Consider the following 24,209-nt stretch of genomic DNA (forward strand, 5'->3'; position numbering starts at 1 on the left):
CCATCGGCAGACTCCTTTCGCAAGAGACTCTCGCCGCTCCATACGGCATACTTGCGAAAGGTATACACGATGCCAATCGATCGCGCCAGACCTCCCAGCTTACCTATCTATGCGCGCTGGCCCTGTTGGCAGAACACAGCCAGTTGACGCGAGAAGGGAGGCTTCAGAGATGTCAAAGCGACGCTCGATCATGCTCTTGACCGGGATAGCAGCCGCTATTGCCTTGTACTCGCACTCCGCAAGTGCCGAATGTGAATATGAATGGCGATCGGGAGGGGTACCGCGGGGATTTGCGAGGGGACCTGTCGAGGCTCTCGCTACCTACGAGGGGAAGCTCATCGCCGGGGGATCATATTTCACCATGGCGGATAGCACTTCCCAGGTATATAGCATTGCGCAGTGGAACGGTTCCGCCTGGGATCGACTGGGACCTGGCTCGAACAACCCCGTCCGGGCGATGACAGAGTACAACAACCACTTGATCGCGGCCGGGGGCCCGCGGCCTACCGACTATGTGACGCTTTGGGATGGAACAGAGTGGACTCGGCTGACCGCAGATGTGGATGGCCCTGTGTTTGCCCTGACTGTCTACGACACAAACGAGCTGATTGCAGCCGGCGACTTCTTGACTGCGGGAGCGGGAGGCGTTGGGGCACAGCATATCGCATCTTGGGATGGGACTCAATGGACACCGCTCGGTAGTGGCCTCGACGGACGTGTCTACGCACTCACCGTATACAACGGCGACCTTATAGCCGGAGGGGACTTTGCGATGGCTGGTGGAGTGGCAGCGCATTACCTTGCCCGCTGGGACGGGTCGGCGTGGGCTCCGGTGGGGGGGGACTGCTTGGACGGCCCTGTGTATAGCCTCGGGATCGACGGTGTTGGTGGGCTGCTCGTTGGAGGGGCATTCTCGAGCGTCGGCGGCTTGAGCAGCTCTTGTGTTGCGCGCTGGGATGGCTCTACCTGGTCGGCAATGCCAGGCCTGACCAAACCGGTCAGGGCGCTTGCTCACTATGGTGGTGAGCTGGTTGCTGCAGGTGACTTCCCGTATGTCGCCAAGTGGGTAGCGGGAGAATGGGACAAGCTTGGTGGTGATGAGGCCGTAGTCACGGGGGATACGTTTGGTTCTGATTTATCCGTCCGCGCTCTACACGTGCACAACGGTGAACTCGTCATCGGTGGTGAGTTCACATCCGTTGGAAGCCTGGTGTGCCACCGCATCGCCCGCTGGAATGGTACGGAGTGGATGCCCGTGAGTTCAACACCGCCCACCTCGATAGGTCTTAGTGCGCAGCCCAATGCCTTGTGCGTCTACAGCGGTGAGCTGATTGCCGGTGGGGAATTCAGCGCAGCCGGGGATGCTGTCGCCAACCACATTGCCCGGTGGGATGGCACGCGCTGGGCATCGCTGGCAGAGGGCAGGTCTATGTGGGTGTACGCGCTGGGCACCTGGACGAATCCGGCGACCGGTAGAGAGGAGTTGTTTGCAGGAAGTGATCCCGGCGGTGTTGGTCGTTGGGATGGTGAGCGGTGGTCTGACGTGGGAACGGGCCTTAGTGCGATTGCCATGGCGTTTACGACCTACGGCGGAGAACTGATCGCAGGAGGCGCATTTACCGGGGCAGGAGGCACCGAGGTCAACTATATCGCCCGCTGGGATGGATCCACGTGGCAGACACTTGGATCCGGCATGAACAGCCTCGTCACGACATTAGGCGTCTACAATGGACATCTGATCGCTGGCGGCTACTTCACAACAGCAGGCGGCAAAGCAGCCAACGGCATAGCGAGATGGGATGGCAACGAGTGGGCACCCATACCCATGAACTCGGGAGTGAGCGGTGCGGAGATCAAGAGCATGACCGTCTACGGGAGCGATCTGATCGTTGGCGGAACGATTTATATGACCGAGGGATCTCCCAGGGGCATTGCGCGATGGAACGGCGAAAGCTGGGGATTGGTGGGCGACGGTTTGGACGGCACGGTGGAAAGCTTGACGGTCTACGATGGTGAGCTCATTGCACTCGGCGGGTTCTCGAGTGCAAGCGGCATACCTGTCAACCGGATCGCTCGCTGGGACGGTTCTTGCTGGGCGGCGATGGGAACCGGGGTCGAGGGCGGATCCGATCTCGTTGTCTACAAAGACGAGCTGATAGCGGGAGGCCCGGCAGGAGGGGCGACAAGCGTTCCCTCCCTGTATCTGGCAAGGTGGGGTCCGGTGGGGCAAATGGACTCCGACGGGGACGGTGTTGGTGACTGCGCTGACAACTGTCCGGTGGTGGCGAATCCGGATCAGCAAGATCAAGACGGGGACGGCTTTGGTGACGCCTGTGATAACTGCCCAACCGTATCCAATCCGGATCAGAAGGACAGTGACGGTGACGGCGTCGGCGATGTGTGCGGCAATCGGCCGCCGTTCTGTGTGATCGCAGAACTACCGAACTCAATCGAATGCTGGGCTCCCACGACCATCGTTCCGCTCGACGGGAGTAGTTCCAGTGATCCCGATCCCAGCGATGCGTTCTCTTACTTGTGGACGACAGACTGCCCCGGCGGGGTTTTCGACGACCCAACCAGCCCTACACCGACGCTGATGCTTGAGACTTCCTGCCACACTACACCTTGTCTTACCTGTAACGTCACGCTGGTTGTCACGGACAGTCACGGCGCTGAGTCGGCGCCGTGCTCCAGAGTGGTGACCATCGTCGATACGACGCCAGCGGCGATCAACTGCCCGGCCAACGTCGCTATCAATTGCGACGAGAGCGCCGATCCCTCCCGCACGGGCCTGGCCACGGCTACGGACAACTGTGACCCAAGCCCAACGATTACGTACAGTGACGAAGTGACGCCCGGCAGGTGCCCGCAGGAGAAAATGATCAACCGGACCTGGACAGCAACGGACGCTGCAGGCAATCCCTCCAGCCCATGCGTACAGGCGATCACGGTGGTGGACGCGATACCCCCAACGATTACCTCCCCGGAGAATGTTACTCTGCCGGTGACGTGCGGCCAGCCGCCGGCCACAGATCCGGTCCACACCGGTTGGGCCACGGCCATCGACAACTGCGATCCAAACCCGACCATCACCTACAGCGACGCTGAAACGCCGGGTACCTGCCCGCTGAGTAAGGTTACTGTTCGGACTTGGGTGGCGACAGACGCGTGCGGAAACCCCGCCACCTGCCAGCAGACTATTGAGGTCGTGGAGGCCGACACCGACGGGGATGGCGTGTGCGACTGCGAGGACGCCTGTCCCAGCGCGGCTGGCCGGCCGGAGTGGCAGGGCTGCCCCGTAGCCGACCTGAACGTCGTCGAACTGCACATCGTTGACCAGGCCAAACGCGGTGATTGCGGTGGCGCCGGAAGCTGCAAGACGCCGCTTGCCGGGGCCGAAGTACGGGTGTTCGACCGCAACAATGCCGCCTTCCAGGCAGCGTACGGGACAAAGAGCCCCAAGGGCGAGGTCTACGATGACGTGTTCGAGGCCGACCTTGGCCGGATCGCCGAGTGCACGACCGATGCCGTCGGGCGCTGCTACGCAGGCGAGACGGTGATGGGTGACTACCTGGTGATCGTGAAGTACCTGGAGCCGGAGACCGGCAAGACGGTTTACACCGGTAAGCCCAAGTCACCCAGTGATTTCAAGGACACCAACGGCGACGGGATCGCCGACTTGGCCACCAAGGACTTCCAGATCATCAAGACGATCCGCAAGGACGGGAATATCCAGATCGGCGGCGGTTCAAAGACCGTGGTCCTGGGCAGCTATCTGGAGATCATTCAGCCTGAGTATGCGGTCTGGGACGAGGGCGTCAACAGTTACGTATACCCGTTCATCTTTACGTCTGACTCGACGTGGGACATCGACGTGTGTGCCGAGGTTCCGGCGGGCTACACGATCGTTGGTGTGTACAACGAGAACGGCCAACTGGTCTCAAGCACGGACTGCGTCCAGACCGTTGTGGCGAACCAGACCCGGGTCGTGGCATTCGAGGTGCTGGACCTCCAGTCGCCGCCGCCGCACTTGAAGGCGTCGTTCAAGATCAAGCACAACGGCAAGCTGCACAAGCTCGGCCTGCAGACCCCCGGTCACCGGAAGGGCAAGGATAATCCTTCCGGCGACAAGCCCAACGGCCAGGGTAACAAGAAATGAGTTGACGGCGGGTGGTGCGAAGACCCGCCCAGGACAGAATGGTCGTTGAGCGTCAATCCAAGCCGGCGTGCGAGGTTCACAACTGGCATCGTACGCCGGCTTGTCGTTTTGATCGGCTGCACGGATTCCCGCCGCTGCCCGCGCCCAAAAACCAGCGCTATGCCCTCGCCCTCGCCAACTGGCCGGAGCACCTTCGGGCCTCCGAAAGCAGCGGCGATACTGGCACGCCCGCGACTTCGCATGTGTCTTCAAGTTTCACGGTTACACCTCGGTACGACCTGCTCTCGTGGCGGGTCGCCCAGAATTGAGCGACCGGCTACTCGAACCGTTGAATCCTCGCCTCTGAGCGGACCCCTCAATAAAGCTCCAGGCCGCAGCCGACCCGCCCGTCGGCGGGGAAGGATTTACGAGAAAAGGCCTGCGTGGTGAGGATTCCAAGTCCGCAGGACGCACATCACGGCCGCAGCCGTGACAAGGCAGCGGCTAAGCTACGCTGCGGATCCAGCCCATGGTTCCTCCCTGACGCGTCTGGCGGATACTCACGGACCTCTCGGCCGAAAACAAGCCCGGCTTCCGCGCCGCTTCGGCAGGTCCACTATCGTATTGCCGCCCCAGCACGTCATTCTGACACAAATCGCCAGCATGGGCGATGGGGCGTTCAGCCATCCCAAGACCCCTTGAACCCGAGCCGGTGGACGGAACGATCCAGCTCGTCCCTCGTGGCCTTCATGTCGGGCAGGGGCAATGCACCCAGGCCGAAGAAACGGTCAGGATGCTGTCTCACGACGTTCGCTACAAAGTCGTTGGCGATCCTGGCCACCGCAGGGCCGTCCGCGCCAAACCACTCCAGCCCCGGATCGTTGATACTCAATGCGGTCTTGGCAATGCCGCTGGCATCCATGGCCGCCAGCTTAGCCTCGACGTTCATGTGATCGGACGTGATCCGGCGGTTCCAGTCTCCCATCCGGACGTACTGGTCGTTGTCCTTCCGATAGACCACCCGATCTGCCGTCCGCTTCTCCATCAGCTTCACGATCTCCGGACAACAGATGGCTTTGGCAGTCGATGGCGCCTGGATTGCCGCCGGAAGCTGGTTTCTCCGCGGCCGCCCCTTGCACCGGTCGCATCCTCAAACCAACGGTCGCAAGAGCCACCAAAGCCGAGCCCGCTGTCGTGACGAGGTCCCGTCGGGAGTTCTTCACAGGATCACTTCAGTTCCCGTTCGACCGATCTGGAGCATCTCTGGCCACGTCCGGCGCCCACCAGATGACGATCATGCCGAGTGCATAGATCAGCCCGGTGGCGGCACCGACCTTCGAGAAATCGCCGCCGAAGCCCGCCACCAGCGTTCCGGCCATGAACACGCCGAATGCCGTCGCGAAGCGCCCGACATTGTACGCGATGCCACTGCCGGTCGCGCGGACGGTCGTTGGGAACAGCTCGGGCAGGTAGAGCGGCAGCCACCCGAAGAAAAGCGTCGCCACGAAACCCTGCACGAAGACTGTTGGCAGGAACGCCGCCTGCAGGGGGGAGGTCAACAGGAACAGCCCGCAGGTCAGTGCCGCAGAGCCCAGGCTGATCAGGAAATACGACGCCCGCCGGCCCAGCAGAGCCGCAAGCTGCGCTCCGAAGAAACTCCCCAGCGCTGCCCCCAGTGCCCAGTATCCCTGGGTGACCGCTTTGTAGCCCGGCTGGGCCGCGCCGCCGATGGCGTCGGCCCACGGGATCATCCACTTGCTGGCCGCCCATGCTCCGATCATAGGAATCGAGCCGAGCAGGATTCCGATCCCCGTGATTCGAAGCAGTGGCGGCGTGACGAGCTGTCGGAGCGGAGTTCGCGTCGTTTTCTTCACGCCGCGCGATACCATCCACTGTGGCGACTCCGGCACGAACCACAGTGCCGCCACGCCCAGCAAGCCCGGCACCGCGCTGATGCCGAACAACCATCGCCAGGAGTCCGGGGTGATGTGCCAAAGCCGGCCGATCTGCGAGAGCATCAGGATGCCGACGTTGATGCCCGCGCCGACGATGCCGGCCACGACCGGGCGAGACATCTTCGGCCACGACTCGTAGACCAGCGCCACGCCGTTGGGCCACATGCCCCCGATGCCCAGACCCACCAGAAATCGCAGCACCAGCATCTGTTCCAGGCTCTTCACCAGGAAACCCGCGCCGGCGAAAATCGAGTAGAACAGGATGCTCACGCCCATTGCCCGCGTGCGGCCGGTGCGGTCGCCGAGTTGGCCGAACCAGATGCCGCCGCACGCCGCGCCCAGCATCATGCTCGCGGTCAGCCGGGCGAACCATTCACCGCCCAGCACGTCGGTGTACGCCGCCCCCAGCAGCCCCTTGGTGACGGATACCGAGGCGATCGGCATCAGCCCCAGCTCGAAGCCGTCGAACAGCAGCCCTCCGAACGCGGCGAGCAGGACGACGAGGCGGGCCCGGCGGGACAGCGGCGGAAACGATGGCGCGGCGCTGCCGAGGGACTCTGTCACCTGATTTGCTCCAGCAAGGTGCAGAACAACTTGAACTCACGGGCAAGATCACTGGCAAGATCGAGCGTGTCGCGCTCGGGCGAGTCGTGGATCAGCATACCGTATCGCAGCCGAAGACTTTCGCGGGGTTTGACAACAACTCTGCTCTCATCGCCCGCCTTGAAGCACTGGCGCCCGAACGGATTGGCCGCAACGAAGCCGTAATCGCGAGCATGATAGCGGCTCGGCCGGAAGTTATCCGGGGCACACATCACGGTCATACCCACCCGCCGGCCGTCGATTGCGCCGCTGTAGTCGCACCAGTCGGCCGGCTGGCCCCAGATCTGGGCCTCATTGCGGCGGCCATGGGCGTCGAGCATCGTCCCACCTGATCTGACCGTGATGGGGCTCGCCACTCGGATTCCCAGCCCCATTTCTTCCTGGTCGCCGAACCAGAGTTCCTTGTCCGACGTGAATGTCGAATCCCACAGCAGCAGGTAGCCGCAGGGTCGGACCGCAATGGTATACCGCGCCGTCTCGCGGCACACCGTGCCGCCGTCGGTACCCCCGGCCAGGTAACGATTTCGCACGGCGAACGAACCCCGCCCCCGGCCGCCGGTCGGCCGCCGCTCAAACGCCTCGTGAACTACGCGGGCCTTGTTGCGCCAGAAGTCCGAACCGCTCAGGTCTCCGAAGGCCATCCAGATGCCGGGGTGAAGTTCCTCGTGATCGGTCGGATCCACGCCGGCTACCGGCGGATGGTTGCGCGTAACCTGGATGCCGCCGAGGGTTCGCAGGTGAGCAAAGTACGGCCGCGGGATTTGCGGGTCGGTATAGCGGTAGGTCGCGACCGGCTTGCCATCCGCAAGAACCTCGATGCGACCGGTTTGCTCGCGGAAGCTCATGAGGCAATCACCCGAGTTCGAGCAACCGACGGACGTGAAGGCGAGCAGGGCACCTGCCAGAACGCATCTCGCGGCATCCTTCATCGGCGTGTCTCCTTGAATACTGATGCTGAGAGCACTAGCGACGAAAAGTCAGGTTTTCGGCACGGCCCAGTGCCCGCCAGCCCGGTATTCCCGCGACAGCATCGCGTTGGCCTCCTCGTCACCAACGATGCGTTCCGTCGCCGGGTCGAAGCGCAGCGGACGGCCCAGACGGGCGCCGATATTTGCGAGGTGTATGAGAACGCCCGTCTGGTGTGCGCCCTGCACGTCCGAGTTCGGCCGGGCGCCCGAACGGATGCACTCCATCCAGTTCTGCTGGTGCACATCGCACGAGTTGCCCTGGCCCCAGTTGATCTTGACGTCGAGCGGCTTGTTACCGGGCCCCACCACCTTGAACCTGCCGTGCTTGCTGAAGAACATGGTACCCTTCGTTCCGTAGAACTCCGCGCCGTTCTCCGTATCGTACGGCTGGGCCGGTGACCAGAGGCGCTGCTCGAAAACCAGTGTCCGCTTGCCGCCGACCTTGCCATCGCCCGGGTACTCGAAGATCACCTGCATGGTGTCGGGGAACTGCTGGTCGTCGTCGAAGAAGAGCTTGTCACCCACAGAAGTCACACGGCTGGGGTGCGTGTTGACGCCCAGAGCCCACCGGGCGTAGTCGACCTCGTGCGTGCCGTCGTTGCCCATGTCGCCGGTTCCGAAGTTGTACCACCAGTGCCAGCTATAGTGGTGGCAGTTCTTCCGGAAAGGCACCATCTCCGCCGGACCAACCCACAGGTCATAATCAAAGCCCACCGGCGGTTCCGTGGGCGACTCATGGCCGATGTTCTGGCGTCGCTGGATGTTCCACGCCTTCGTCATCAGCACTTCGCCGATGATTCCGTCGCGCAGGAGCCGCATGGCCTGGATAGCACCCGGGTTCGAACGCGTCTGCGTTCCGTGCTGAAAGACGCGCCTGTGCCGCTTGACGGCCTCGGTCAGGAGCCGGCCCTCGCGCAGGTTGTGCGAGCAGGGCTTCTCCAGGTAAACGTGCTTACCGGCCTCCATGGCAAGAAGGGCTGCCGGCGCATGCCAATGGTCGGGCGTCGCGATGATGACCGCATCCACCGAATGGTCATCCAGAACGGCGCGCAGGTCCTTGACGGCCTTAGGGCCGCCGGTCGCTTTGGCCGCTTCCTCCCGGCGGTTGTCGTCCGGATCACATACATAGGCCAGGGTCGCTCCAGCCGCGCGGGCGATGTTCGCAGCGTGGCCTTTGCCCTGGCCGCCGCAACCGATGACGCCGACAACGAGCCGATCATTGGCTCCGGCGGCCCGCGCGACCGGCGATGCCTTCAACGACGATGCCCCGGCGACACCCGTCGCAGAGGCTTTCAGAAACGACCGACGTGTGAACGTGTTCATGGCAGATCACCAGCTCCGATCCTGTGGAAAAGCCTCTTCACGCTTGCCCCGCGCGGGACGATTCCCTTCGCCACACGTCAAACGCACGAATCACGGCGCTGTTGTCAAGGTCGCCGTAGCCCGCGCGTTCCGCCGCTTCAAGCAACTGCCGATGAGCATCCGTAAGCGGCAGTAGCTGTCCTCCCTGCGCGGCCGCATCGAGGATCAGGCGGATGTCCTTCAAGTGCTGCGAAAGTCTCGCCTGGACGGCAAAATCACCGTCTAGCATCTTGCGGCCCTTGGTGTCCATGATCCGCGAGTAAGCCATCGTGCCCATCAGCACTTCTAGGGCCCGCTTCGGGCTGACCCCGATGGCCTCCGCAAACACAAGCCCCTCGGCTAGGGCCGCGCGGTTCAAACCGAGGACCAGGTTGGAGACCAGCTTCATCCTTGCTCCGCTACCCCAGGGGCCGACATAGAAGGCCTTCTGTACCAGGCACCGGAACAAGTCTTCGCATGCGTCGTATGTCGCACGCGGACCACCGACGATGGCTGTGGCCTCTCCGCGCCGTGTCTGCTCGCTGGAACCGGAGATGGGGGCGTCGAGGTAGAAAACACCCTGCTCCTTGAGTCGCGTCCCGAGCCGGGCGGTCTGGGCCGGTTCGCCGGTGGTCGTGTCAATGAGGATCTGGCCGGGCCGGAGACTGCCGTTCATCTCGCCGAGGACTTCCTCGACGGTATCAGTGGTGTAAAGGCTGACGATCACCCGGTCGCAGACGGCCGGCGGCCGGTCCGCCCAGCGAGCGCCGCGGGCGATCAGCGGCCCTGCCTTCTCCCGCGTGCGATTCCAGACATGCACGGCGTACCCGGCATCCAGCAGACGCTCCGTCATGGCCGTGCCCATGAGGCCCAAACCGATCATGCCCACAGGTTCACATTGCATTCGTCACCATCATCCGGCCACCGCGGCATTCCCGAACACTCCTGCGCCGGGCGGGCATCTGGGTGTCTCTCGCACGCGTGCCATCCCGATCCGCGGCTCCCTTTTACCTTGAGGAACAAGGAAGTCAACGCCACTGGCGCGAGGGGCCCCGCAAGCGATCGAGACGGCAACCCTGCTCATGGTAGCCGAATCGACGCGATCGGCCCGGCCGCCAAAACGTCGATCAAGGCGTTGCCCTCGAACCAGTGGCTGTGATCCTCGACCGCAAGCGGCCGACGCGAAAAAACAGCCTCCGGCTTCGCTCCCAACGCCCTCAAGTGCCAGCGCCATCTCCTTTGCCCGGGAATCGTGCAGATGATGGAGACGCAAGCCGCGACCGCCCTCAGCTTCTCGCACGCTTCATGGATACACGATTGCCGGCAGGCAGGCCGGATTGACAATGGGACTCGGCCCGCTGAAACACCGCTGGATAGCACCGAAGTCGTCCTGGTCGACGTCGCCGTCCTTGTCGAAATCGGCTTCAGCGCACTGGCCTGCGTAGGGAATACTGGGCCCCGAGGCACAGGTTGCGAAGGTCTGCATATCATCGATGTCGATATCGCCGTCGCCGTCGAAGTCGCCATGGGTGTACTCGATCGCGCGATAGTTGTAGAGCTTTGTCACCTCGCTTGCCGAAAGCACGCGGCTAAGAATACGGAGGTCGTCGATCGAGGCCTGCGTGTAGTCCCCCCCCTTGTGACCAAGCTCGGCATTGGTCAGAGCAACAACCGTCCAGAGCGACACACCGCCGTGGGCGGAGTCCGGGGCGCCGTCGAGGTAGAACTTCCAGATCGGATTTGGGCTTCCGCTGCGTGTGAGGGCGATATGATGCCAGGTATTGTCGGCGCATGTCCCTGTTGAGGCGATCTCGACCGGTATTCCCCCCGAGTTGTCGAGCCCGAACGTTCCGTTGCCGTTGAGGCGCAGCTCCAGATTGTTCCCGGCCGCACTGCCCAGGATCACGATGCGCTTGGCGCCAGCCGCGGTCCATTTGACCCAGAGAGCCATGGTCATGTCGCCACTGAGCGACATGGAGAACGAGTCGATCGTACCGTAATCGTCTATTCCGTCGAACGAGAGCGCGTTGCCAATCTTGCCTGACGTCCAGGTCGGGCCATTGACGAGCGTCACGGTATTCCCGTTTCCGGTTGCATCGCTCGCGGAATCGCCCGACGACCCGTCCAGCCTCCACCAGCCGACCAGACCGGTCGTGATGTCGGCAACTGTGAAAGAAGCGCTCTTCACGCCACTCGCTGTCAGCCCCGCCTTCCAGGCTCTGGCCTTGAGTGTCCCGGGCACCGGGACGGACACCGTGCCGCCGGAGGCCACCATCGGGCTTGATTCCATCGGGTCGGTGCCGTCCATCGTGTAACGGATTGTGGCGCTCGCCGTCGAGCAGGTCACCGTCACGTCCACGATGCTCCCGTCATAACCCCCGCCATCGGGGCTGAACTCTGGCGTGGCGACCGCCACTTGCGACGTGTAGGTGGCACTCTTGATGCCGCTCGCCGTCAAGTCGGTTTTCCAGGCCTTGGTCCTAAGCGTTCCAGGGACCGGCACCATTACCGTGCCGCCCGAAACCACCGTCGGACTCAACTCCGTTGGATCGGTGCCGTCAATCGTGTAGTGGATGGTGGCCCCCGCCGTCAAGCAGGTCACGACCACGTTGACGCTGCTGGCCCCAAACACTCCGCCGTCGGGGTTGAATTCCGGCGTGGTGACCGGAGCAGAGTTGTACAGTTCGTTCACGTCACTGGCCGAGAGCGCACGGCGGTAGAGGCGCACCTCGTCCATCTGACCATAGTAGAAGCTGCCATTCGACCCACTGTTGCGGCAGCCCATCTTGGTCGAAGTGTAATCGGGGGCCGAACCACCCGACGCCCCGACAAGCACCCCGTCCACGTAAAGTGAGTAGGTCGTGCCCGAGCGGGTGACCGCGGCATGGTGCCAGTTGTTGTCATTCATTCCCGTGCCGGAACTCACTTCTGACGCCGGGCCGCCCTCATTGTCAATGCGGATCGTGCCATTGCTCGGATTCGCCACCAATTGCAGGCCGGCAGTGGTGGGATTCTGCTGCAAGGTAATCGCCCTCTGGTTGCTGGGTCCCGTCGGAAACCGCAGCCAAGCCATAAGGGTCAGATCCCCCGAGACCGCCGCACCGCCGATATCAACCCGATCGTCCGAACCGTCGAAACTCAGCGCATACGGGCCGACCCTCGCGCTGCTGGTCCAGGTCGGTTCGTTCACCAGCGTGCCGTGATTGCCAGAGCTGCTGGAATCGGCTGCAGTCGTTCCGAAACCGTCGTCCAGCCTCCACCAACCGACTAGGCCGGCCGTGATGCTGAGCGGCTCATAGAAGGCGCTCTTCACCGCGCTCGCCGCCAAGCCGGTTCTCCAGGCCTTAGCCTTGAGCATGGCGGGCAGCGGCACGGCCACCGAGCCGCTCAAGGCCACTGTCGGGCTTGACTCAGTCGGGTCAGTGTCGTCCAACGTGTAGTGGATCGCAGCCCCCGCCGTTGCGCAGGTCACCATCACGTTCACGCTACTCGCCCCTTCATACCAGCCTCCGTCGGGACTGAACTCTGGCGTGGCGACCGGAAGCAGTGTGTAGGAGGCACTCTTGAGCGCACTGGGGGCCAAGCCGGTTTTCCAGGCTTTGGCCTTAAGCGCGCCCGGCAGCGGCACCGTCACCGTGGACCCCGAGGTCACCGTCGGGCTTGATTCCGTCGGATCGTCGCCGTCCAGCGTGTAGTGGATGGTCGCATCCGCCGTCGCGCAGCTCACGGCCACGGTCACGCTGCTGCCTTCATGCTGTCCACCGTCGGGGCTGAATTCTGGTGTGGCGACCAGCACGAGGTTGCGAAGTTCGTTCACGTCGTCGGCGGACAGCGCGCGATTGTAGAGGCGGAGGTCGTCCATGGTGACCTTCGTGTAATCCGAGTCCTTGTGCCCCAGGATGGGCCGCCCCACCGCCACAACCGACCAGCCCTCGACGCCGCCGAAGACCGAGTCAGGGCTGCCATCCAGGTAAAGCGTCCAGGTGGGATTCGGGCTTCCGCTGCGGGTCACAGCGATGTGATGCCAGAGATTATCGGCGCACGACCCTGCCGACCACGACTCGGTCGGGATTCCTCCTGCATCCTCAAGCCCGAACTTCCCATCCGATCCCCTGAGACGGAGCTCCACATTTTTCCCCCCCTCCTCGGCGATCAGGATCACGATGCGCCCGTCATTAGTCCCGTCAAACTGGACCCAGAGGGCGATGGTCATGTCGCCGCCAAGGGATTTGGACAGAGGCGTGTCCATCGAGCCTGCATCGTCCATCCCGTCGAATGACAGCCCGTTGTTGATCATACCCGGCGTCCAGGTCGGGCCCCCCGTAAGCGTCAGGTTATTGCCGTTGCCGGTTCCGTCGCCCGCGACCATGCCGGTTGACTCATCCAACGTCCACCAGTCGACCAGTTCGCTGGCGATATCACCCCTTGCATCCTGCCCGGTGACGAGCAGGAGCGCGGCTGCGCTCGCCGTAACCAGCACCGTTCGCCGCAACTCTGATCTCAGGATCGTCATGGCTGAGTTTGTTCCTGGCATGGACGGGATCCTCCTCCGCAGAGTGCACTGAGATAATGGCACCAGACGGACCGCAAAACCTCTCGTCTGGCGAGCTCATCGGCTCTACGCCACCTTCAATTTAGACTCCGGGGGGTATCGTGCAAGGCGGATTTGTTGCACGTTTGTCCAGTTTTGTTGGACTTATGTCAAATGGGGGCTTGGATCCTCACGGATTCCGAATATCATGCTGACATGCGTCACGTGGCGATTCTGGTCGAGACCTCCCGGGCCTACGGCCGGGGCCTGCTGCGGGGCATTGCCCGCTACAATCGCGAACGTGGTCGGTGGCACACCTACTTCGAGCCCCACGGACTGGATGATCCGCCCCCGGCCTGGCTTAGAGGCTGGAAGGGTGACGGCGTGATTGCGCGAATCGACAACCGCCGTATGGCCCGGGCCCTTCTCGCATTGGGCAAGCCTGTCGTCAACCTCAGGGGAACCGTTCCGGGTCTGCCTTTTCCCTTTCTCGGGGCCGACAACGAGGCCGTGGCCCGCATGGGCACCGACCACCTCCTCGAAAGGGGCTTCATTCACTTCGGCTTCTGCGGTTTCGCACGCGGGTACCATCCGGGGTTGGATCACCGGGGCGAGTGCTTCCAGAGACTGATCGAAGCCGCTGGCCATCGGTGCGGCCTCTACCAACAACCACGCAGCCCCGGCGGCAGATCAAGGCTGGAGAATGAGCACAGGCGGTTGGCTCGCTGGATCAGGAGCCTTCCCAAACCCGTGGGGATCATGGCGGCCAACGACGATCGCGGCCTGGCGGTTCTCAATGCGTGCCGGCGGATCGCAGTGAAAGTCCCTTACCAGGTGGCCGTTCTCGGCGTGGACAACGACGAGTACCTGTGCGGCCTATCAATCCCGATGCTCAGCAGCATCGACATCAACAGCGAGGAGACCGGCTATAAGGCCGCAGCCCTTCTGGACCGGATGATGTCCGGCCGAAAGCCGCCGCGCCGCATGCCCGAGATCAGGCCCAGCGCAGTGGTCGCCCGACAATCTACCGACGTACTGGCCACTGATGACCGGCGGGTCATCCAGGCCCTGGAGTTCATTCGGCAGAATGCTCGCCGGCCAATCAGTTCCCGCGACGTCGCGCGTTTCGTCGGCGTCTCCCGGGCGGCGCTGGGGCCTCGGTTCAAGTCCGTGACCCATCGCACGGTTGGCCAGGAGATTCGCCGCGTCCGACTCGACCTGGCCAAGGACCTGCTCGCGCGTTCGAACATGCCCATCAAGCGGATCGCGATCGAAACCGGCTTCAGCGCCGTCCAGTACTTGACCCGAGTATTCCAGGCTGCAACAGGCCAAACGCCCGCCTCATTCCGCCGCTCGCAGAGTGGTTGGCACGGCATGGAGCTCTCCCGGGAGTCAGCTGCCGAGTCGCCTACTCCATCTACCTGCCGAAGCTGAGCCGTACTCATGCTCTTTCACGACGTTGCTCGACGCGCGAAGATCATCCGCTTCTCGAGCTGAATGTCGTCACCGACAGCCCTTTCCAATGGCCAAAAACGCAGCGTAATGACCGGTCGTCGGTTCTGAAGTAGTGCGCCTCTACTACTCAAGCCGGCATGCTGATTTGCGCAAGTGCGTGATATCGAAAGACCGGCGTGCGTCATTCAGTGGTAGAATACCAGCTTCTACAGTTGGATGCTGTGGTTTGAATTCCATCGTTCACTTCCTTTTCAAGTCCTTGGTGCTCAGCAGGCTGTGAGTCTACCTCGTCCTGCGCCTGAGGCTAGGAGAGTCTGAGTTGCGTCACGAGTTACGTCAGAACGCCGTGGGTCTGACCCCTCAGCATCCCCAGCGGATGATGCGATCTGCCATAATGCTCATTCTTCTGCCCATCCTCCTTGCCGCCCTGACACCGCACACGTACGCCGACGATGCCCCGGGCCGCCTGATCGCGGCGGGTGAGCAGACGACCGATGGCCTCGCGACCGTTCACTACTTCTACGAGGGGGTCCGCCGCATCCAGGAAGTGGTCGATCCGTCCAGCCCAACCGGGACCGGCACGACCCGTGGCGAGTACGTCTACGGCCCGGACTACGTGGATGAGTTCGTCCTGCAGAGCTACTCGCTGGGCTCGGGCCAAGGCGACCGCCAGGCCAAGATGTACATGCTCCAGGACGCCAACTACAACGTCATGGCGTTGGTGAACGACACGGGCGGGGTGCTGGAGCAGTACCAGTGGGACCCGTACGGCACGCTCGTGAGCAAGCAGACGACCGCCTCCCCGGCACCGGTTAACCGCGTCGGCCATCAGGGCCTGTTCTTCTACCGTTTCGATGGCAGAACCGGCGGTCCGTTCACCACATCTCGTGCAACATCAATCTGTGTCCCCGTTCGGATCCCCCCTCGCACAGCGACGACCTCTCCAAGGGGTGATTCAATGGCCTCAGTCAGGCCGCGATAGGAGAAAGGAACACGGGGCGGTTAGGCCCAGATCGCCCTGTGGGTGCAATTACACCCCGAGTTCGCCTGCGACCGGGCCTGTGGATCGCCGCACGATGAGGGTCGGGGATACGGAGATCTGGCAGAAGGCCTCGTCCTCGGGAGGAGCATGCCGCGAGAGCCGCTCGGTCAATTCCCTGACGGCCATTTCGCCCAATGCCCGGGCGGGGAAACGGGCGGTCGTGAGCGGCACTTCGCAGAACCGGGCCCATTCGACATCGTCGAAACCGGTCACCGAAACGGCATCCGGAACGCGCAGGCTCCGCTCCCGGAGCATCCGCAGACCGCCAACCGCCATGTAGTCGTTCGGATACATGGCGGCCGTGAATCTTATCCCGCTGTCGAGCAACTGGCCCGTCTTCTCGTAGGCATCGTTTGGCGTCAATCCCGCCTCCACCATGAGTTCGGGATCGAAAGGTATCCCCGCGTGATTGAGGGCGTCGTGGTACGCAGCGTGTCGCCCGAACTTCTGAATACGGTGGAAGGGCTGTGAGAGGTAGGCGATACGCCGGTGCCCCAGGGCGATCAGGTGCTCCGCGACCAGGCGTGTGCCCTCATAGACCGAGGTCGTGATCCGGGCCGTCGGGTAGTCCTTGATGCTGTCCACGATGGAGATGACGGGTGTCCTGCGGCGCTGGAAGGCGCGGAGCAACGAGGTATTGGGGTAGGTTCCATCCTGGCTGCGGGCGATGGGGACAAGGATAAGACCGTCGACGCCGTGTTCCAGCAGCATTTGAAGGTGCCGAGCCTCGTCGCTGGGGTCGTCTCCGGTGACGCAGAGCATGAGCCGATAGCCCTTGGCGGCCGCAGTGCTTTCGATGCCGCAGACAATCTCGGCGAAGAACGGATTCTTGATGTCGGTGACCAGGAAGCCAAGGATCATGCTGCGTCGGGCGCGCAAGGCAGCCGCCTGGCGGTTAGGAATGTAGCCCAGACGGTTGGCGATTCTGAGGATCCGCTTTCTGGTATCTGTGGAGACGCCACGGGTGCCGCACAGGGCGTAGGAGACCGTCGCGCAACTGACCCCGGCCTCTTGGGCGATGTCCTGGAGGCGTACCGCTGGTTTGATGTCCTTCCTCGGCATATCTGAATCCTTTAGGTCAACTGCCCTATTATACCCGTTTGCTGGTCGCCCCACAAAAGGGCCCCCCCCGGGAGTTGGCTCGTGGGGTGGTGATTGCGGCCGGTGGCCAGATCCTGGAGAACGGCCGAGCGGGCCTGGGCGACCACCTGCGAGACTCGGCAGGTAATCCAAGGAACCCAGGGCGGGAGTAGTTGAGGCCACTTCGTTCATAAAATGTTTTATTAAAGATATTTATGATCAATCGAGTGTTGGGTGGCGGTATTGTATGACACGAACGCGGCTTGCGACTTGCACGGCCGGTTTCGGGTCGCTATGCTGGAGGTTGGGCTGGAGCTCGCCAGGAGTACGCCCTGACGTTCTTTGCATGTCCGTGACTGAAGAAGGGAAGAGCGACGAGGGCTAGGACCTCGAATCGGGTGTTAAACGATTAAGTCAAAACCTCTCAACAGCCGCCGACGGCGGAGGAGAAGCGAACATGTCACGAATCAACGGATGGTGGATTGGGATAGTAGTGTCGAGTGCGTTGAGCCAAGCCTACGCCGCCGACGTCGCTTTGTGGCGATTCGACGCCGACGGAAAAGCGGCGGGGCAGGCCGCCGGCGTCATTGTGGATTCCTTGGGCGGGCACAACGGCACCGCGAGCGGTACTCCGGGATCTGCGGTGTACAGCAGCGGTACTCCACATGTCTGTCCGAAAGTGCCCGCAACTCCAGGCGAGGCCACGCCGCCCACCGTCTTGATGCACGGCGGGCAGACGAACGGACTCTCGCTCGAGTTCTCGTCGGCGTCTTCACAGTACATCAGCGTGTCTGACGCCCCCGAGTTGAGGATGGGATCAAGTGCGACCTTCACCGTTGAGGGCTGGGTCAAACTGGCTGCACTGCCGACGACTGCATCGGGACGCCAGTGGCTGGTCCACAAAAGTGCCGGAACCGATGGTACCACCGACTACGGAGTCCTGGTAGGCGGAGCCGATCTCGCGACTTCCAGTCGGACCTGGTACAATGTGCAGGATCCTGCCCATGAGTTCACCGGCGGCGAACTCGTACTCGTCTTTGGAGACGGAGCGACACTGCAGAATGCAGTCAGCAATCTCACTATCGGTGACACAGAGTGGCATCATGTGATGGTCTCCTACAATGGTGTCAAGCACGAGGTCGTCTTCATGCTTGACTATGCGGCCGAACTGCTGCAGAACGTGACGCCGGCCAACGTGGGGGGCACGGGGCGACTCATCATCGGCGGATACTCGACGGGCGCGGGCGCGGACCAGACTCTCAACGGTAAGCTGGACGAGGTTCGCATCGCCAATCACTCATTGTCCGGGAGCCCGGACAGCGTTGGCATTCCCTCCAATCTTCTCAGCGTTATCCCGAAGTGGTGGTGGAACACCGAAGGCGGCTTTCCGGCCGGCTGCTTCAACGCGAACGCTGGCCGCACCTGGCGATTCCGCTCAGGTACGTGGAAGGATGACCAGAACGCGGGTGTCTACTGGGACTCATTGAACCTGGACCCAGGCAATCTGATGTTCAAGCTGGTCGATGCCGACGCCGTGGTCTACAGCAACGGAGCAAAGAGCTACATCATGTTCGACGAGACCACGGGCGGAGGTGCGAGAACCGACATTGCCCCGGACGAACGGTCCGCGGGGGCGACATTCGTGACCAGGTTCAGAATTAACTCGTACACCAAGAATGTGCCGATTGGCACTGACGTCGATCGCTGCCTCAAGTGGATTCGCCTCGACATGAAACCCAAAGGAGGGACGGACACCCAGCTGTTCTGGGAGGTGTCCTACACTGATCGGGTGAGTATGACCGGAATCTCCCTGTACAGAAACGAGCAGAGCCCGCGCGTGAGGATCACCGATGATTTGACGGGCAGCGGCTGGCACGTGCTGCACGCCGCCGCCTACGTTGATCCGGATGGCGTATCCCACATGATCACCTGGCTGGATGGGAACAAGATCGACGAATGGAGGACCACCGATGTGCCGCCGATCACGCTCACAACCTGCTACTTTGGTGAGAATGACAACAACAGGGCTACGACGCAAACCATCGACAACGAGTTCGACTACGTCCGGTTCTCGGCCGACGCCGCCTGGACGCCGGACGGGACACTTCTTACCCCGGAGGGCACCTTCACGGATCTGTGCGCCAACGGCCTGGACGATGACGGCAACGGGCTGACCGACTGTGCTGATCCGAGCTGCACGGCCAAAGAGGTCTGCAAGTGTTACCCGCATGCCCTCTGGGCGGACCAGGATGACGACGGCGATGTCGACTCGGCCGACTTCGGCGTGTTCCAGGTCTGTTTCAGCGGCGAGGATCCCGCCGCCGAGGACTGCCTATGCCTGGACCGCAACAACGACGGCAAGGTGAACAAGACGGATTTCTCGGATTACTTCGTCAAGTGCGTGGGTGGTCCCAATCTCCCCGTTCCACTCACCTGCCCGCAATGATGGTTGTTTGTGCAGGGGACAGGTCCTGGAGCCGGTGGAGTGAATGATTCGGTCCCTTTGTGAACAGGAGTACCTGAAATGAACTTCCACTACTGCCGGTCGGCCAGGGCCGGCTTCACCCTGATTGAAGTCCTTGTTGTCGTCGCCATCATCGCCCTACTGATCTCGGTGCTGCTTCCCTCGCTGCACAAAGCTCGCGAGCAGGCCAAGGTCATGATCTGCAAGACCCGGCTCGGTCAGCTATATCGCGGCCATACGTTCTACGCGGCCGATGATCGACTTGGTCAGTTTCCCCACTGGAGCTGGTGGCTTTTCGACGGTGCCGGGCACAACGAGGCGAAGGTCGACTACTACCCAAAGGCCGACGTGTACGCCAAGACCGGCGGCGTGCGGTCTCCCGATTCCCGTGCGTGGGTAACCTACGGTGATATCTACAGGTACATTAAAGACCCTGAGGTGTACTTCTGCCCGGGCGACACCATGGTCCGACCACAGCCTTATTCGATCGGCAGCGGCAAGAATGGGAACGGCAGTTACCCGATCCACAGCTTCGTGAGGGTGGTCGATCCTAACTTCTTCATACAGAAGAAGATCGATGGAGCGGATGTCAACAACGGTCAACTCCAGCCTGGTGATTTCATCAATCCCGACAAGTTGCGTCCCGGCGTCTTCAATGGCAACAGTGAAAGCCTACCTCAGGTGAGGAATTTCCAGTCGATTCCCTGCCGTGTCGGCATGATGTACGAGGAGGACCAGGGCCTTGGTGATATCGCCATGACCAAGACCTCCACCCTCAATGATGGGCATAGTAGCGTCGTGGTCTATACCGACTACATGTCGGCTCGTCATGAACGCCGCGGACATCTGCTGTTCTTCGACGGCCATGCCGAGTTGTGCAACACGGATCGGTGGAACAACTACAGCAAGGACAAGTACGTGCTCTACCGCGTCCTTGGCGCAGGTAGCGCCAGTCCTCCGAAACCCTGATGGCGGAACAACTGGGGTGTGAGCCGAGAATCGAACAAGTTAGGGGCACGCGGTCGTGGCCGGGGACGCGGTTTGCTCATCTTTGGTGGAGTCGGGGTGGTCTGCGTGGCGGGCAAGCGAGGCAGTGCGTACTGGGCTACGCTTATTGCCGTACCCGAGTATCCGCCATCACATCCAGATGTTCCTGAAGACGGTCATGAGCAGCCGACGGGGGCACTAATGCACAATGGCCACGGCACACGGGGCATAGGCCAGCACCCACTTCGCTTCAGCGCGGGACATCAATCGCTCGTACCAATCACCGCCATGAATCGACATGACGATCAGATCAACTCCCTGCGCCGCCGCTTCACGAACGACGTGGGGGGCCGGGCGACCGACGAGGGCCTTGGTTTCTAAGGAGATACCACTGGACTTCGCGACCTCATGCATCCCCATGAATGCCACGTCAAAGTGCTCGGTGCCTGATCCCATTCGCCCCACCATCTCGAGCGCTGTTGTTGGGGCCCCCGAGGGCGTGACTACCGCCAGCACGGAGACGGTTGGCCGGCAACCAACTTGCAGCACCCCCTCCCCAGGGCCGGCCCGAGACCGGTTCGTGAGGAAAACTCACAGGCTCATCAGAATCTCACAGGTGGAGTGAATAACATGGCAGAAAAACCAGCGAAGACCCCCTTGCAAGGACAGAGAACATCTTCGCTGCCCAATTCAACGTCGGCCAATGGCGGTGAAACGACTGAGCAGGGTCGGCTTGGGCATCATGTCGCCCGATGGCGTACAATTTGCCCAGTTGCCAGGAAGACGACATCCTCGGCTATGTTAGTGGCGTGATCGGCGATCCGTTCCAGATTCTTGGCTACTGACAGGATGTCCATGTGCATGGCCATCCGTTCCGGGGACTGACCTGCCTGCGTCACCATCTTCTGAACGAACTGCCCGTAGAGGGCATCCACCAGGTCGTCGTCAGCCAGGACCTCGCGGGCCGCGCTGCCGTCTTCGGATGTGAAGGCGTGAATGGCCTTGCGCAGGCTTCGTCGAACCAGAGGGATGAGGTCCTTCAGTTCGGTATCCAGGGGGAGAGGCGTCTTAGGGTCGAGATGTCTGGCTCGTTCGGCGATGTTCACCGCGCAATCCGCGACACGTTCCAGATCACTGTTGGCTTTCAAGATCGTGCACAGAAGGCGGATGTCCACACCCACCGGCTGGAAGAGAGCCATCAAGCGGATAACTTCGGATTCGACCTGTACCTCCTCAGTGTCTACGTCCTCGTCACGGTGGATGACTCGCCGGGCGAGGTTGTGGTCGATCTGAAGCGCTGCTTCGCAGGATTCTGCGACCATGTCTTCGACTAGACTGGCCATGCGGAATGATCGACGGCGGAGATCGTCCAACAGATTCGCGAAATGTGCGCTCATGGGGTCATCCGAACCGGCCAGTGATGTAGTCCTGGGTGCGCTGATCGGCCGGCCGGGTGAACAGCGTATCAGTAGCATCCACCTCGATGAGCTCGCCCATGTACATGAAGGCGGTCCGATCAGAAACACGGGCGGCCTGTTGCATGTTGTGCGTGACCAGGGCGACCGTGTAGCTCGCTTTCAGCTCGTCAATGAGATCCTCGATTCGGGCGGTGGCGATCGGATCAAGAGCCGAACAGGGCTCATCCATCAGCAAGACCTCGGGTTGCAGGGCGATGGCCCGGGCGATGCAGAGCCGCTGCTGCTGGCCGCCGGAGAGGGCAAAGGCGCTCTCATCGAGTTTGTCCCGGACTTCGTCCCACAGGGCCGCCTGTCTCAACGACTGCTCAACAAGTTCTTCGATATTGCCACGGTAGCCGTTGATCGTCGCTCCCCAGGCCACGTTACGGAAGATCGACTTGGGGAACGGATTGGGTTTCTGGAAGACCATGCCAATGCGCCGACGTAGTTCTACTGGGTCGGTTCTCGTATCGTGGATGTCCTGGCCCAGATAGTAGGCCTTGCCACTGACCGTCATGTGGGGGATGAAGTCGTTCATGCGGTTGAACGCCCGAAGCAGCGTACTCTTGCCGCATCCAGACGGTCCGATGATGGCCGTCACCTGCTTCTCGAGAATCTCCAGGGTTGCCCCACGTACGGCGCTGAAGTCGCCGTATCGGATGGTGAAGGACTCGGTTCGGAGAACAGGGCGAGCCGTCGTGGTCTCGGTTGGGTCGGAGTGGTTTGCACTGGCCGCCGGAGTTAGAGACTGTCTGATCCTGGGCAACCGAACCTGAGGAACAGGCAGCTTCGGGCCGGATCCACGGTTCTTTGTCATGCTCGTGGGTTTCTCTGTCACAATCACCACGTCGCCTTCCTTTGCTGCCATCCGCGAATCGCGATGGCTACAGCGTTGATAGACAAGAGGATCGCCAGCAGCACGATGATGGCACCGGCCGCGAGTCGATGGAACTCGGCCTGCGGCTGATCGCACCAATTGAAGATCTGGATCGGCAGGGCGGTGAAGGCATCACCGAGCCCGCTCGGCACGAAGGCGATGTATGCCTGAGCACCGATCATGACCAGCGGGGCGGCTTCTCCGATCGCTCGCGAGATCGCCAGAATCACGCCGGTTGCGATACCGGGCAGCGCGGCCGGCAGAACGTGATGCCACACCATCTGCCAGCGCGTTGCCCCCAGGGCATATGCGGCCTGGCGTATGGAGTTGGGCACCGCCGCCAGAGCTTCCTGTGAGGCGATGATGATGACCGGCAGCACAAGCAGGGCCATGGTGAGGCCGCCGGCCAGCACACTTCGCCCCATGGCCATCCAGCGGATGAAGATCGCTAGGCCGAGGATGCCGTACACGATCGACGGCACGCCAGCCAGGTTGGTGATGTTGAGTTGAATGAAACGGGTAAAGCGGGTCTTTGTTGCGTATTCCTCAAGGTAGACCGCCGCCCCCAGGCCCAATGGCACGGAAACCCCCGCGGTGATTATGATCAGCCAGATTGTGCCCCAGAGGGCGCTCTTGATGCCCGCCTTCTCCGGAAACATGATCGACGGGAAGTTGGTGAGGAACTGGAGGCTGATGCACTGCCAGCCATCCATGGCCACTCGTCCGAGCAGAAGGGCCAGAATACCCACGCCGGCGAAGGTCAAGGCCAGACACAGCCCGGAGAACAGCCGGCCGATGGCTCGGCGTCGAGCCAGTCGGGGTTCGAACCTGGCCGGGGCCTCGGTCACTCGTACACCTCCCGGAATCGACCGAGAATCTGCTGGGCGAGTAGATTGATGGCAAGCGTGATCAGGAACAGGGCCATGCCCACGGCGAAGATGGTCTGGTATTCCACTGTTCCGGCGGGCGTGTCCCCCAGACTCACCTGTACGATGTAGCCGGTCATGGTCTGAATGCTCTCGAGCGGATTAAGCGTCAGTTTGGGTGTCATGCCGGCGGCTAGGGCGACGGCCATGGTCTCCCCGATCGCTCGGGCCAGGGCTAGGAAAACGGATGCGGCGACGCCGGAGAGGGCGGCGGGTAGCACGATCCTGGTTGAGACCTCCAGTCGGGTGGCGGACAGAGTAAGCGCCCACCAGAACCATTATTGACGAGCCGGCTATCCTGACGCACGTGTTGCTGGTGTGAGTTTGCACGTTCAGGAGAGTCTGCATGCCTCGTTCAACGGATACCCGGAAGCTGGCGTTGTGG

The 24,209-nt window shown here is 62.1% G+C and carries 18 protein-coding genes and 1 pseudogene; 6 read left to right on the plus strand and 13 right to left on the minus strand.

The window, feature by feature from the left end:
• Positions 1 to 1,825 precede the first annotated feature (1,825 nt).
• Together KA354_22130 and KA354_22135 are read left to right on the plus strand one after the other, a co-directional pair.
• Positions 1,826 to 4,159 (plus strand): thrombospondin type 3 repeat-containing protein, encoded by a 2,334-nt coding sequence (locus tag KA354_22130; GenBank protein ID MBP7937353.1) that lies wholly within the window; start codon positions 1,826 to 1,828, stop codon positions 4,157 to 4,159.
• A gap of 11 nt (positions 4,160 to 4,170) precedes the next feature.
• Positions 4,171 to 4,467: a hypothetical protein gene (locus tag KA354_22135; protein ID MBP7937354.1), complete on the plus strand. Its 297-nt coding sequence runs from the start codon at positions 4,171 to 4,173 to the stop codon at positions 4,465 to 4,467.
• A gap of 175 nt (positions 4,468 to 4,642) precedes the next feature.
• Here the strand turns inward: KA354_22135 and KA354_22140 are convergent, their stop codons facing one another.
• From KA354_22140 to KA354_22170, 7 genes are all read right to left on the minus strand, one after another.
• The gene (locus KA354_22140; protein ID MBP7937355.1) at positions 4,643 to 4,825 is read right to left on the minus strand and encodes a hypothetical protein; all 183 of its coding nucleotides are present in this window, start codon (positions 4,823 to 4,825) and stop codon (positions 4,643 to 4,645) included.
• Positions 4,818 to 5,192, minus strand: a complete 375-nt coding sequence (locus KA354_22145; GenBank protein MBP7937356.1) for an amidohydrolase family protein — start codon at positions 5,190 to 5,192, stop codon at positions 4,818 to 4,820. The genes KA354_22140 and KA354_22145 overlap by 8 nt, the downstream gene beginning before the upstream one ends.
• Before the next feature lie 178 nt (positions 5,193 to 5,370).
• The gene (locus tag KA354_22150) at positions 5,371 to 6,657 is read right to left on the minus strand and encodes an MFS transporter (GenBank protein ID MBP7937357.1); all 1,287 of its coding nucleotides are present in this window, start codon (positions 6,655 to 6,657) and stop codon (positions 5,371 to 5,373) included.
• Positions 6,654 to 7,625 (minus strand): PmoA family protein, encoded by a 972-nt coding sequence (locus KA354_22155; protein ID MBP7937358.1) that lies wholly within the window; start codon positions 7,623 to 7,625, stop codon positions 6,654 to 6,656. Before KA354_22155 ends, KA354_22150 begins: the two co-directional genes overlap by 4 nt.
• Positions 7,626 to 7,673: 48 nt before the next feature.
• Positions 7,674 to 8,987: a Gfo/Idh/MocA family oxidoreductase gene (locus KA354_22160; GenBank protein ID MBP7937359.1), complete on the minus strand. Its 1,314-nt coding sequence runs from the start codon at positions 8,985 to 8,987 to the stop codon at positions 7,674 to 7,676.
• A 37-nt stretch (positions 8,988 to 9,024) separates the two neighbouring features.
• Entirely contained in the window at positions 9,025 to 9,909 is an 885-nt protein-coding gene (locus tag KA354_22165; GenBank protein ID MBP7937360.1) for an NAD(P)-dependent oxidoreductase, read from the minus strand.
• A gap of 399 nt (positions 9,910 to 10,308) precedes the next feature.
• The gene (locus KA354_22170) at positions 10,309 to 13,539 is read right to left on the minus strand and encodes a chitobiase/beta-hexosaminidase C-terminal domain-containing protein (GenBank protein MBP7937361.1); all 3,231 of its coding nucleotides are present in this window, start codon (positions 13,537 to 13,539) and stop codon (positions 10,309 to 10,311) included.
• Between the two features lie 213 nt (positions 13,540 to 13,752).
• On the opposite strand from KA354_22170, the gene KA354_22175 reads away from it, so the two are divergent.
• Positions 13,753 to 14,970 (plus strand): DNA-binding transcriptional regulator, encoded by a 1,218-nt coding sequence (locus tag KA354_22175; protein MBP7937362.1) that lies wholly within the window; start codon positions 13,753 to 13,755, stop codon positions 14,968 to 14,970.
• 340 nt (positions 14,971 to 15,310) lie between these two features.
• On the plus strand, positions 15,311 to 15,973 hold the full coding sequence (locus tag KA354_22180) for a hypothetical protein (protein ID MBP7937363.1): 663 nt from the start codon (positions 15,311 to 15,313) through the stop codon (positions 15,971 to 15,973).
• Between the two features lie 48 nt (positions 15,974 to 16,021).
• Here the strand turns inward: KA354_22180 and KA354_22185 are convergent, their stop codons facing one another.
• Positions 16,022 to 17,095 (minus strand): LacI family DNA-binding transcriptional regulator, encoded by a 1,074-nt coding sequence (locus KA354_22185; GenBank protein ID MBP7937364.1) that lies wholly within the window; start codon positions 17,093 to 17,095, stop codon positions 16,022 to 16,024.
• Between the two features lie 475 nt (positions 17,096 to 17,570).
• Here KA354_22185 and KA354_22190 point away from each other — a divergent pair, with 475 nt between their 5' ends.
• On the plus strand, positions 17,571 to 19,559 hold the full coding sequence (locus KA354_22190) for a LamG domain-containing protein (protein ID MBP7937365.1): 1,989 nt from the start codon (positions 17,571 to 17,573) through the stop codon (positions 19,557 to 19,559).
• Positions 19,560 to 19,637: 78 nt separating this feature from the next.
• The gene (locus KA354_22195; protein ID MBP7937366.1) at positions 19,638 to 20,546 is read left to right on the plus strand and encodes a type II secretion system protein; all 909 of its coding nucleotides are present in this window, start codon (positions 19,638 to 19,640) and stop codon (positions 20,544 to 20,546) included.
• A 216-nt stretch (positions 20,547 to 20,762) separates the two neighbouring features.
• On the opposite strand, the gene KA354_22200 is transcribed toward KA354_22195, so the two are convergent.
• The 5 genes and pseudogenes from KA354_22200 to KA354_22220 form a co-directional block, all read right to left on the minus strand.
• Positions 20,763 to 21,020, minus strand: a complete 258-nt coding sequence (locus tag KA354_22200; GenBank protein ID MBP7937367.1) for a universal stress protein — start codon at positions 21,018 to 21,020, stop codon at positions 20,763 to 20,765.
• A 284-nt stretch (positions 21,021 to 21,304) separates the two neighbouring features.
• Positions 21,305 to 21,961: a phosphate signaling complex protein PhoU gene (gene phoU / locus KA354_22205; protein ID MBP7937368.1), complete on the minus strand. Its 657-nt coding sequence runs from the start codon at positions 21,959 to 21,961 to the stop codon at positions 21,305 to 21,307.
• 4 nt (positions 21,962 to 21,965) lie between these two features.
• Positions 21,966 to 22,838 carry a phosphate ABC transporter ATP-binding protein gene (gene pstB, locus KA354_22210; GenBank protein ID MBP7937369.1) on the minus strand — a complete coding sequence of 291 codons (873 nt, stop codon included), beginning with the start codon at positions 22,836 to 22,838 and terminating at the stop codon, positions 21,966 to 21,968.
• Positions 22,839 to 22,861: 23 nt separating this feature from the next.
• Positions 22,862 to 23,746 carry a phosphate ABC transporter permease PstA gene (gene pstA, locus KA354_22215; protein ID MBP7937370.1) on the minus strand — a complete coding sequence of 295 codons (885 nt, stop codon included), beginning with the start codon at positions 23,744 to 23,746 and terminating at the stop codon, positions 22,862 to 22,864.
• Positions 23,743 to 24,081, minus strand: a pseudogene (locus tag KA354_22220) (ABC transporter permease subunit). Before KA354_22220 ends, pstA begins: the two are co-directional and overlap by 4 nt.
• Between the last annotated feature and the right edge of the window lie 128 nt (positions 24,082 to 24,209).

Source organism: Phycisphaerae bacterium, assembly GCA_018003015.1.
Lineage (GTDB): Bacteria > Planctomycetota > Phycisphaerae > UBA1845 > PWPN01 > JAGNEZ01.

What these genes read in the sequence shown, in the direction of transcription:
- KA354_22130 (MBP7937353.1), top strand. Translation starts at nt 1,826, where the DNA reads ATGAACTCGGGAGTGAGCGGTGCGGAGATCAAGAGCATGACCGTCTAC.
- KA354_22140 (MBP7937355.1), bottom strand. Translation starts at nt 4,825, where the DNA reads ATGGCTGAACGCCCCATCGCCCATGCTGGCGATTTGTGTCAGAATGAC.
- KA354_22155 (MBP7937358.1), bottom strand. Translation starts at nt 7,625, where the DNA reads ATGAAGGATGCCGCGAGATGCGTTCTGGCAGGTGCCCTGCTCGCCTTC.
- KA354_22160 (MBP7937359.1), bottom strand. Translation starts at nt 8,987, where the DNA reads ATGAACACGTTCACACGTCGGTCGTTTCTGAAAGCCTCTGCGACGGGT.
- KA354_22165 (MBP7937360.1), bottom strand. Translation starts at nt 9,909, where the DNA reads ATGCAATGTGAACCTGTGGGCATGATCGGTTTGGGCCTCATGGGCACG.
- KA354_22170 (MBP7937361.1), bottom strand. Translation starts at nt 13,539, where the DNA reads ATGCCAGGAACAAACTCAGCCATGACGATCCTGAGATCAGAGTTGCGG.
- KA354_22175 (MBP7937362.1), top strand. Translation starts at nt 13,753, where the DNA reads ATGCGTCACGTGGCGATTCTGGTCGAGACCTCCCGGGCCTACGGCCGG.
- KA354_22185 (MBP7937364.1), bottom strand. Translation starts at nt 17,095, where the DNA reads ATGCCGAGGAAGGACATCAAACCAGCGGTACGCCTCCAGGACATCGCC.
- KA354_22190 (MBP7937365.1), top strand. Translation starts at nt 17,571, where the DNA reads ATGTCACGAATCAACGGATGGTGGATTGGGATAGTAGTGTCGAGTGCG.
- KA354_22195 (MBP7937366.1), top strand. Translation starts at nt 19,638, where the DNA reads ATGAACTTCCACTACTGCCGGTCGGCCAGGGCCGGCTTCACCCTGATT.
- KA354_22200 (MBP7937367.1), bottom strand. Translation starts at nt 21,020, where the DNA reads ATGGGATCAGGCACCGAGCACTTTGACGTGGCATTCATGGGGATGCAT.
- phoU (MBP7937368.1), bottom strand. Translation starts at nt 21,961, where the DNA reads ATGAGCGCACATTTCGCGAATCTGTTGGACGATCTCCGCCGTCGATCA.
- pstB (MBP7937369.1), bottom strand. Translation starts at nt 22,838, where the DNA reads ATGACAAAGAACCGTGGATCCGGCCCGAAGCTGCCTGTTCCTCAGGTT.